This is a genomic window from Paracoccus sp. (in: a-proteobacteria), assembly GCF_047973135.1.
Lineage (GTDB): Bacteria > Pseudomonadota > Alphaproteobacteria > Rhodobacterales > Rhodobacteraceae > Paracoccus.
Window position 1 is genome coordinate 26283 of record NZ_JBKEBL010000159.1, and the last position, 9467, is coordinate 35749.

Consider the following 9467-nt stretch of genomic DNA (forward strand, 5'->3'; position numbering starts at 1 on the left):
AGATGAAAACGCCACGACGCACAGGGGTTCTGATCATCGGGGCCGGACTTGGCGGCCTTGGTCTGGGGATGCGGCTGAAGGAGACCGGGCAGGACGATTTCGTCATTCTCGAACGCGCGGACGATATTGGCGGGGTCTGGCGCGACAACGACTATCCCGGCGCGGCCTGCGACATTCCCGCCGTGCTGTATTCCTATTCCTACGAGGCCGATCACCCTTGGTCCTGCGACTATCCTCCGCAAGCGGAAATCCTTGACTACATCCGTCAGGTCGTGACCAGGCGCGGCGTCATCGGCAAGATCCACCTGAACACCGAAGTTGCCGAGGCGAAATGGGACGAAACCCGCGCCATCTGGCGGGTCTGGACGCGCGGCGGCCAGTTATGGGAGGCGCGGGCCCTGGTCGCGGCGGTCGGCATCTTCAACCATCCGGTGATCCCCAGGATTCCCGGACGCGACAGCTTTGCGGGCGATGCCTTTCACTCGACTGACTGGCGGCACGATCTGGACATGGGCAAGGGCCGATGGGGTGTCATCGGCACTGGCGCGTCGGCCATCCAGATCGTTCCCGAACTGGTCGCGGCGGGGGCGGATGTGACCCTGTTCCAGCGCACCGCCCCCTATGTCATGCCGAAATCCCTGATCGCCGAGGGCCGCGACGCCAAGGAACGCCAGCGCATCTTTGACGAATTCGAGGAACGCGCGGGCCGACGCTTTGATTTCGAGGATACCGCGCAGGCGCAAGCCGGTTTCGTGCAGATGCTGGCCGAAATCGTTCCCGACCCCGATCTGCGGGCGAAACTGACCCCGGATTTCAAGCTGGGCTGCAAGAGGTCGCTGTTCTCGAACGACTGGTATCAATCCTTGCAGCAACCCAATGCGACGGTCGTAACCGAGGCGATTTCATCCATTGTCCCGGACGGCGTACAGACCGGCGACGGCAGGCTGCACCCGTTTGACCACATCGTCTATGCAACCGGGTTCGATCCGGCCAATTACCTGCCCGGCATGCGCATCCACGGCATCGGCGGCACCGAGATTCATGCGAAATGGGCCGAAGGCGCAGAGGCCTATCTGGGCATCTGCGTCCCTGATTTCCCGAATTTCTTTCTGATGTTCGGGCCGAACACCAATGTGCCCGGCTCGGTTCTGGTGATGCTGGAATGTCAGGCCGATTACATCATGAAGGCGCTGCATGTCGCCAACAGCGAGGGGGGCGCGATTGTGGTGCGCGAAAAGGCCATGCGCGACTGGTGTGATCAGGCGCAAGAGGAACTGCTGCGCTCGGTCAATGCGGCCAGTCATTGCCACAGCTATTATCAGACGGCCTCGGGCCGGGTCGTTACCAACTATCCCCGGACCCAGGGCGCCTATCAGCGTGAAACCGCACAGGTGAACCGCACCGATTTCGAAGTGCTGGATTTCGCCCTGCCCTCTGTCGGGTGACGGCAGGCAAATGATGGCGGGCGCAATTCCGGTCAGCACGGCACACACCAGCGGCCCCGCATGGAAAAGGGGGCAGCAGCCCCCTGATCGCCTTCGACCGGAACAGGATTACTTGGCTTCCTCGATGATCTGCCTGCGCGCCTCGACCATCAGCTCGCCCATTCTGGCGCGGATCGCTGCCGCATCGGCCTTGCCCTCAAGATCGCCGGCCAGCTTGCGGAACACATCCTCGTCACCGGCTTCTTCGAAATCCGACTTCACCACCTCGACGGCATAGCTTTCGGCGGCCTCGCCGGTCTTGCCCAGCAAAGTCGCAGCCCAGATACCCAGCAGGCGGTTACGCCTTGCCTCGGCTTTGAAGCGAAGATGTTCGTCATGTGCGAATTTGGCCTCATAGGCGTGTTCGCGGTCGTCAAAGGTGGTCATGCTCGGCCTCCTGATGCATTTGCCTTCAGATATGCCCATTGCCGCGCCCTGCCGCAACCCTTATTGCCCCCAATGGCCAAACTGCGTTATGGCGCGGCATACCCAGATGCGAAAGGACGGTCGGGCGATGGCACCGCGGCGCAAGAAGATATACGAAGGCAAGGCAAAGATCCTGTACGAAGGCACCGAGCCGGGAACGCTGGTCCAGTATTTCAAGGACGATGCAACCGCCTTTAACGCGCAGAAGAAAGCCACCATCGAAGGCAAGGGCGTTCTGAACAACCGCCTGTCCGAGTTCTTCATGCAGGGGCTGACGAATATCGGCGTGCCCAACCATTTCATCCGCCGCATCAACATGCGCGAGCAACTGATCCGGCAGGTGGAAATCATCCCGCTTGAGGTGATCGTGCGCAATTTTGCCGCAGGTTCTCTGTCAAAGCGGCTGGGGCTTGAGGAAGGCACGCTGCTGCCCCGGCCCATCGTGGAATACAGTTTCAAGAATGACGAACTGGGCGATCCGATGGTCAGCGAGGAATATATCATCGCCTTCGGATGGGCCAGCCAGCAGGATCTGGACGACATCGTGTCGCTGGCGCTGCGCGTGAACGATTTCCTGTCGGGCGTGTTCTTCGGCGTCGGTATCAAGCTGATCGATTTCAAGATCGAGATCGGGCGTTTCTGGGACAATGATTTCATGCGGCTGATCGTCGCGGACGAGATCAGCCCCGATTCGTGCCGCCTGTGGGACGTCAAGACCGGGCAAAAGCTGGACAAGGACGTGTTCCGCCGCGATCTGGGCAGCCTGACCGACGCCTATACCGAGGTCGCGCGCCGTCTGGGCCTGATGCCCGCGAACACGACCAGCCTGAAACCGACCGCGATCAACTGAAGGACAAGCCGATGAAAGCCCGCGTCACCATCATGCTGAAGGACGGGGTTCTGGACCCGCAGGGCGAGGCGATCCGTCACGCGCTTGGGGGGCTGGGACACAGGGGGGTATCAGGCGTGCGTCAGGGCAAGCTGATCGAACTGGACCTGAACGCCACCGACCCCGATGCCGCCCGCGCCGAGGTTGCCCGCATGTGCGAGGGGTTGCTGGCCAATACGGTGATCGAAAAATACTCGATCGAGATCGCCTGACGTATCGTCAGCCTGTCCAAAAGGCGCGGATCCCGCAGAATCCGTTGCATTCTTTCGTTTTTTATCGCCAAATATGCCGATGAATAATGAAAGCGACATGGCAGGCGACTCGGCTCCGGTATTCCGGATCACCGGATTGCACAAGGCTTATGGGCCACTTGAGGTTCTGAAGGGCGTTTCGCTGACCGCGCCGCGGGGTCATGTGATCAGCCTGATCGGGTCGTCCGGCTCGGGCAAATCGACCCTTCTGCGTTGCTGCAACCTGCTGGAAAACAGCCAGCAGGGCGACATCTTCTTCGAAGGTGAGGCCGTGCGCTGGAAAGGTACCGGTGCCTCGCGACAGCCCGCCGACCGGGCGCAAGTGACGCGGTTTCGCACCAACCTGTCCATGGTGTTCCAGCAGTTCAACCTGTGGTCCCACATGACCATTTTGCAAAATGTCTCGGAAGCGCCGGTCACGGTGCTGGGCGAAGATCGCGCCGCGGTCGAGGCCCGCGCCCGCGACCTGCTGGCCAAGGTGGGCATCGGCGACAAATGCGATGCCTGGCCCGCGCAGCTTTCGGGTGGCCAGCAACAGCGCGCCGCCATCGCCCGCGCGCTGTGCATGCAGCCCAAGGCGCTGCTGTTCGACGAACCGACCAGCGCGCTGGACCCCGAATTGCAGCAAGAGGTCGTCAAGGTCATCAAGGAACTGGCCGCAGAACACCGGACCATGATCATCGTGACCCATGACATGCGGCTGGCCGCCGATGTCAGCGACCATGTCGTCTTTCTGCATCAGGGCCTGATCGCCGAGGAAGGCCCGCCCGACCGGCTGTTCGGCGCGCCGCAGACGGAACGTCTGCAACAATTCCTCAGCGCGACCATGGCCCTGTAAGTCACGAAAAAAACAACAGGAGAGAGACCAATGAAAATACTGGCGATCACCGCTGCCGCATTTGCCCTGACCGCCGGGGCCGGGCTGTCCGAAACCATCCGCATGGCGACCGAGGGTGCCTATCCTCCGTATAACTTTGTCAACGATGCCGGTCAGGTGGACGGGTTCGAACGGGAACTGGGTGACGAGCTGTGCAAGCGCGCCGAACTGGACTGCACCTGGGTCACGAATGACTGGGATTCGATCATCCCGAACCTGGTGTCCGGGAACTATGACACGATCCTCGCGGGAATGAGCATCACCGACGAACGCAAGCAGGTGATCGAGTTCAGCCAGAATTATTTCCCGCCCGCCGACAGCGCCTATGCCGCGCTGAACGCGGATGCCGATACTGGCGCGGGCGTGATTGCCGCGCAGACCGGCACGATTCAGGCCGGTTATGTCGCCGAAAGCGGCGCGACCCTGCTGGAATTCGCAACCGGCGACGAAACCATCGCGGCAGTCAGGAATGGCGAGGCCGATGCCGTCTTTGCCGACAAGGACTTCCTGGCGCCCTCGGTGAACGAATCGAACGGAGAGCTGGTCTTTGTCAGCGATCCGGTGTCCCTGGGCGACGGGATGGGCATCGGGCTGCGCAAGTCGGATACCGAGCTTAAGGCAAAATTTGATGCGGCAATCCAGTCGATGAAAGACGATGGCACGCTGAACGCCATGATCACGAAATGGTTCGGCGACGAGGCCAAGACGTTCTGATGCCATGAAAGGACACCGCGCCCTCAGGGGCGTGGCCCCGCATGTTCGCGCAATGCGCTGATCCCAAGGCCCTTGACGGGCTAGGCTGGCTGATGTGCTATCTTACATCGGGCAAGCATCTGTTGTTCTATGCCAGCTTCGGCACGGTTCTGATGCTGCTGGCCGTGACGGCCCCTGTCGCGCTGCTGTTCGGCTTTGGCGGGGCAATGGCTTCGCGGTCGCACATCGCGCCGCTGCGCTGGTTCGGCAAGATCTATACCTCGATGGTGCGCGGTGTGCCGGACATCATCTTTTTCCTGTTCGTGCCCATCGCGCTGGATCAGGGGATCGAGTGGATGCGCAGCCGGATCTTGTGCGACAGTCCCGTCTCTCCCTGGCAGGGCAATGAATTCATCGTCTGTGCCGCAGCCAAGATGCCCTTGTCCACCGCCCCGCAATGGGTTCATGAAAGCTATGGCTTCGTGCTGGCGGTGGTCGCCTTTGGCGTGGTTTTCGGTGCATTCGCCTCGAATGTGCTTCATGGCGCGATGCAGGCGGTGCCGCGCGCGCAACTGGAAACCGCCGAGGCCTTTGGCATGAGCCCGCGTCAGGTCACGCGCCGGGTTCTGATCCCGCAGATGTGGACCTATGCGATCCCCGGACTTTCGAACCTGTGGATGCTTCTGGTCAAGGCGACCCCGCTGCTGTTCCTGCTGGGGGTCGAGGATATCGTCTATTGGGCGCGCGATCTGGGCGGCGCCAAGACCAGCGCCTTCGCCTATCCGCATCCCGACTGGCGGTTTTACTATTTCCTCGCGATTCTGGTGTTCTATCTGCTGATGACCTGGGGTTCGGAAAAGATCATCGCGCGGCTGACCCGGCGGCTGTCATCGGGGCAGGCCACCATGGCCGGCGAGACCCTGCGCAAGGGTGCCGCATGAGCTGCGGGCAGACCATTCAGGATTACGCGCTGCGGTCGCTGGGTGTGGGCGAAAGGCTGTTGCCACGCAGCGATTTCAACCTGTGCCAGCAATTCACGCTGATCGGCTCGGGCATCCTGTGGAACCTGTATTTCGCGTTCTTCGCGCTGCTGCTTGGGTTCTTCCTGTCCAACGCGCTGGCGGTGGCCAAGGCAAGCCGCAACCCGTGGCTGCGCAAACCGGCCGATGGCTTCATCTTCCTGTTCCGGGGCAGTCCGCTGTTCATCCAGTTCTTTCTGGCCTATCAGGCGCTGGTGATGCTGCCGCGCGCGGGCGTGCAGTTCCTTGGCTTCACCGTCGCGACAAGCTGGCTGACACAAGCCTGGGCCGGGGCGCTGATCGTGCTGATCCTGAACACCTCGGCCTATGCGGCGCAGATATTTCACGGCGCGCTGATGTCTGTGCCCAAGGGCGATATCGAGGCCGCAGACGCCTATGGACTGACCGGCTGGAACCGGTTCCGCCGGGTGCTGTGGCCGACCATGCTGCGCCTGGCCTGGCCCGCCTATACGAACGAGGCGATCTTTCTGTTCCACGCCACCGCACTGGTGTTCTTTTCCGGCTTTCCGGCCTTTCAGCAGCGCGGTGACGGCCTGTATTATGCCAGCTATTTCGCGGACAAGACATTCAATCCCTTTGTTGCTTATCCCATCGTGGCGGGATACTTCATTCTCTGCACGCTGGTCCTGATCGGACTGTTCGGCATGGTGAACCGGCGGCTCAACCGACACCTGCCTGGTGCAGCCGAGCGGCTGAGATACCGCCCGCAACTGGTAAGATGAATATAATGGAATGGCTGCGAGAGCATCCCGAGGTCAAGACAATCCGCGTGGCTGCCGCCGATCTGAACGGCGTGGCAAGGGGCAAACGCATCCCCGCGCGCTTTGCCCAGAAACTGCTGGAGGAAGGGACCAAGTTCCCCTATTCGGTCCTCAATCTGGACATCTGGGGCGAGGATATCGAAGACAGCCCAATGGTCTTTGAATCCGGCGACCCGGACGGGCTGCTTCTACCGACCGAACGCGGCTTTCTGCCAATGCCCTGGCTGGACGCTCCAACCGCCCTGCTGCCGCTGTGGATGTTTCACCCCGATGGCCGCCCCTTTGATGGCGATCCCCGTCAGGCGCTGGCCCGCGTGGTCGAACGCTATGACGCGGCCGGGCTGGTGCCGGTCGTCGCGACAGAGCTGGAATTTTTCCTGATCGACGATTCTGGCATGACCCTGCGCGTCCCCCCCAGCCCGCGTTCGGGCAAACGGCGGACAGGCGGCGAGGTTCTTAGCCTGCGCGCCCTCGATGCGTTCGATCAGTTCTTCACAACGCTTTACGATTATTGCGAAATGATGGACATCCCCGCCGATACCGCCATCTCCGAGGCGGGGCCGGGCCAGTTCGAGATCAACCTGATGCATCAGCCCGACCCGTTGAAGGCCGCCGATGACACATGGCTGTTCAAGATGCTGGTCAAGGGCGTGGCGCGGAATTACGGCTTTGCCGCCAGCTTCATGGCCAAACCCTATGACGCCTGGTCGGGCAGCGGTATGCACATGCATTTCTCGGTGCTGACGAAGGACGGGCGGAACATCTTTGACAATGGCGGCGACGAGGGCAGCGACGCCCTGCGCCACGCCGTCGCCGGATGCCTGCGCGCGATGCCCGGCTCGACCCTGCTGTTCGCGCCGCACGAAAACTCTTTCGACCGGCTGGTCCCGAACGCCCATGCCCCGACGGGTATCGGCTGGGCCTATGAAAACCGCACCGCCGCGATCCGCATCCCGTCATCTGCCCCCAAGGCCCGCCGGATCGAGCATCGCGTGGCCGGCGGCGACGTGAACCCCTATCTGACCGTCGCCGCGATCCTCGGTGCCGCGCTGAACGGCATCGAAGACCGCATCGAACCGCCCGAACCCTTCCGCGGCAACGCCTATGACCAGAAACTGGACCAGTTGCCGACCGACTGGGCCAGCGCTATCGAGGCCTTCGCCACCTGCACCGAACTGAACCGCATCCTGCCGCAATCCCTGATAGCCAATTACGTCATGACCAAACGGCAGGAACTGCATTACATGGCAGAACTGTCCGACGAGGAAACGGTCGAACTGTATCTGGACACGGTTTGATGTTGTGCCGACTTCGGCATAAGGCGCATACGAACATCTCCATGGTCCGGGCTCGCCGGGGCGATGGCCCCCCCCACCTGCCGCTTGGCAGAGCCGCAGGCGGATCAGTTCGCCGCAGAGCTGTTGATACCCGAAGGGTTCATTGACGGGTGGGATGACGAAAACGGCCTGATGGATCGCTTCGGCGTCTCGTTCAGCGCCGCCCGCAACCGCCTCCGCTACCTTCGCAAGAACGGAAGGCTCTGACGAATAAAGGCTCAGGTTGGCACCCGAGCCTCCAAGTGAAAATCTGAATCCTGTGTCAGGGGCTTGACGATGCCGAGCCTCCCGAAAACGCAAATCAGCTTCTGTGACAAGGGCCGATATGGCGCTTTTCGGGTCAAATGGCAAGATGTTCCTCGATAGAGAACGAGGGAATGGCCAAGAAGCACACACCCCCTCCGCCGGGTTATCGGTACGCGTTCCGCCCTTGGCGCACCTGTCCGAAGACCGGGCAGCGCCTCTATGCGAAAGCGTTTTGCCTGCGCGCCTGGCCGATCTTGGTTCCTGAGTCAGGGGAATCGCATGAACGTCACGCGGTGAGGATCTGGAGCAGGAGTTGATCGTTCCAGCCGGCCTTTTTCCGCATGACCCTGAGCGATTTCCGGCCTCTGGCCCGGTTGAGCAGGTTCATGGTGGCGTGTTTGATGACCGCGAAATTCTTCGGCGCATGGTCTTTTCGCACCCGGCTGTCATCGTCGCGGAAGGTCACGTCAAGCACCCAGTGGAGACGGTTCTCGATGCCCCAATGGCCGCGCACCGCACGGGCGAAGCGGGCGGCGTCCGCCGGCAGGGAGGAGATGAAATACCGCGTCTGCCGCGTGGTTTTGCCGCCGCTTTCCCTGATGGAAACGACCCGGCCGATGCTGGCCAGGTCCTGCCAGCCGGGATGGCGCCTTCGCAGCCAGTTGATGGCGCCGCACTGGGTATAGATCCGGGTCTCGACCCTGCCCTTGTCGCGGTCAACCGTCTGGCATTGCCGGGTATTAGGTTGCTCCCGTTCCTCGAACCACAGCCTGACATCTTCGTGCAGAAGCCCCTGATTACCCGTCAGCGCCAGCACGTAATCGGCCCCCTTGCGACGAATGCCGGCGGCGATGTCGCGCTGGCAGCCCATCGCATCCAGCGTCACCACCGCCCCCTCCAGCGAGAGCAGATCCAGCAGCGCCGGGATGTCCTTGACCTCGTTCGTCTTGTGCCCGCTCGCCTGCTGGCCGGGCACGAGGCCCAGATCGTCACACCAGGCCAAGATCAGATGCAGCGGGCTTGCTCCACCGGCCTTCGATCCCCGCACCGTCTTGCCATCGATCGCAACAACGGCACCGTCAAGCTGTCCGGACAGCCCGGTAACCCAGGCGGCAAACGCCCTGCCGAATTCGTCTGGATCGAGCGCCCGGAACACCGCCGACAGCGTATCATGCGAGGGGATCCCATGCGCGAACGGGGCAAGCGTCCGCAGAAACTCCAGCTTCTCCTCGCCGTATTCGGCGATATCGACGAAGCTCTCGCTGCCCGATACCACCGCGCACAGGCACACGAGCAATAACTCATCCAGCCGGTGAACCACCTTGGCCGGTTGCCGCGGATCGGTGACCGGCGCGATACAAGACTGAAAAGAAACGGCGGTCTCCAATGAAACCTCCCTCCGAACCTCGGTTCGCGGGGCACTGACTCCGAACCAGAACGCCGTGGCGACACACTTGCCGCTA

At 62.0% G+C, this 9467-nt stretch carries 11 protein-coding genes; 9 read left to right on the forward strand and 2 right to left on the reverse strand.

Annotation, left to right across the window (positions count from 1 at the left end; genetic code table 11):
* Nucleotides 1–2 precede the first annotated feature (2 nt).
* A complete protein-coding gene (locus ACK5L9_RS12220) occupies nt 3–1445 on the forward strand; it encodes a flavin-containing monooxygenase (RefSeq protein WP_416911740.1) in 1443 nt (480 codons plus the stop codon).
* Nucleotides 1446–1553: 108 nt separating this feature from the next.
* Here ACK5L9_RS12220 and ACK5L9_RS12225 read toward each other — a convergent pair whose 3' ends face one another.
* Nucleotides 1554–1871 (reverse strand): DUF1476 domain-containing protein, encoded by a 318-nt coding sequence (locus ACK5L9_RS12225; protein ID WP_416911741.1) that lies wholly within the window; start codon nt 1869–1871, stop codon nt 1554–1556.
* 127 nt (nt 1872–1998) lie between these two features.
* Here ACK5L9_RS12225 and purC point away from each other — a divergent pair, with 127 nt between their 5' ends.
* The 8 genes from purC (at nt 1999) to ACK5L9_RS12265 (ending at nt 7965) form a co-directional block, all read left to right on the forward strand.
* Nucleotides 1999–2760 (forward strand): phosphoribosylaminoimidazolesuccinocarboxamide synthase, encoded by a 762-nt coding sequence (gene purC / locus ACK5L9_RS12230; protein WP_416911742.1) that lies wholly within the window; start codon nt 1999–2001, stop codon nt 2758–2760.
* 11 nt (nt 2761–2771) lie between these two features.
* Nucleotides 2772–3011, forward strand: a complete 240-nt coding sequence (gene purS / locus ACK5L9_RS12235; RefSeq protein WP_416911743.1) for a phosphoribosylformylglycinamidine synthase subunit PurS — start codon at nt 2772–2774, stop codon at nt 3009–3011.
* A 97-nt stretch (nt 3012–3108) separates the two neighbouring features.
* Nucleotides 3109–3888 carry an ABC transporter ATP-binding protein gene (locus tag ACK5L9_RS12240; protein ID WP_416911744.1) on the forward strand — a complete coding sequence of 260 codons (780 nt, stop codon included), beginning with the start codon at nt 3109–3111 and terminating at the stop codon, nt 3886–3888.
* A 30-nt stretch (nt 3889–3918) separates the two neighbouring features.
* Nucleotides 3919–4641, forward strand: coding sequence for a transporter substrate-binding domain-containing protein (locus ACK5L9_RS12245; protein ID WP_416911745.1), 723 nt, complete (start codon nt 3919–3921; stop codon nt 4639–4641).
* Nucleotides 4642–4682: 41 nt separating this feature from the next.
* A complete protein-coding gene (locus tag ACK5L9_RS12250) occupies nt 4683–5561 on the forward strand; it encodes an ABC transporter permease (RefSeq protein WP_416911746.1) in 879 nt (292 codons plus the stop codon).
* A complete protein-coding gene (locus tag ACK5L9_RS12255; RefSeq protein WP_416911747.1) occupies nt 5558–6382 on the forward strand; it encodes an ABC transporter permease in 825 nt (274 codons plus the stop codon). Before ACK5L9_RS12250 ends, ACK5L9_RS12255 begins: the two co-directional genes overlap by 4 nt.
* 2 nt (nt 6383–6384) lie before the next feature.
* On the forward strand, nt 6385–7719 hold the full coding sequence (locus ACK5L9_RS12260) for a glutamine synthetase family protein (RefSeq protein WP_416911750.1): 1335 nt from the start codon (nt 6385–6387) through the stop codon (nt 7717–7719).
* Nucleotides 7720–7782: 63 nt separating this feature from the next.
* Nucleotides 7783–7965, forward strand: coding sequence for an ImmA/IrrE family metallo-endopeptidase (locus ACK5L9_RS12265; protein WP_416911748.1), 183 nt, complete (start codon nt 7783–7785; stop codon nt 7963–7965).
* A gap of 325 nt (nt 7966–8290) precedes the next feature.
* Here ACK5L9_RS12265 and ACK5L9_RS12270 read toward each other — a convergent pair.
* Nucleotides 8291–9467 (reverse strand): ISAs1 family transposase (locus tag ACK5L9_RS12270; RefSeq protein WP_416911749.1); only part of this gene is annotated, 1177 nt, incomplete at its 5' end.

Bases quoted from the DNA above. Each gene is read 5' to 3' on its own strand.
- purS (WP_416911743.1), top strand. From the start codon at position 2,772: ATGAAAGCCCGCGTCACCATCATGCTGAAGGACGGGGTTCTGGACCCG.
- ACK5L9_RS12250 (WP_416911746.1), top strand. From the start codon at position 4,683: ATGTTCGCGCAATGCGCTGATCCCAAGGCCCTTGACGGGCTAGGCTGG.
- ACK5L9_RS12220 (WP_416911740.1), top strand. From the start codon at position 3: ATGAAAACGCCACGACGCACAGGGGTTCTGATCATCGGGGCCGGACTT.
- ACK5L9_RS12265 (WP_416911748.1), top strand. From the start codon at position 7,783: ATGGCCCCCCCCACCTGCCGCTTGGCAGAGCCGCAGGCGGATCAGTTC.
- ACK5L9_RS12255 (WP_416911747.1), top strand. From the start codon at position 5,558: ATGAGCTGCGGGCAGACCATTCAGGATTACGCGCTGCGGTCGCTGGGT.
- ACK5L9_RS12240 (WP_416911744.1), top strand. From the start codon at position 3,109: ATGGCAGGCGACTCGGCTCCGGTATTCCGGATCACCGGATTGCACAAG.
- ACK5L9_RS12245 (WP_416911745.1), top strand. From the start codon at position 3,919: ATGAAAATACTGGCGATCACCGCTGCCGCATTTGCCCTGACCGCCGGG.
- purC (WP_416911742.1), top strand. From the start codon at position 1,999: ATGGCACCGCGGCGCAAGAAGATATACGAAGGCAAGGCAAAGATCCTG.
- ACK5L9_RS12225 (WP_416911741.1), bottom strand. From the start codon at position 1,871: ATGACCACCTTTGACGACCGCGAACACGCCTATGAGGCCAAATTCGCA.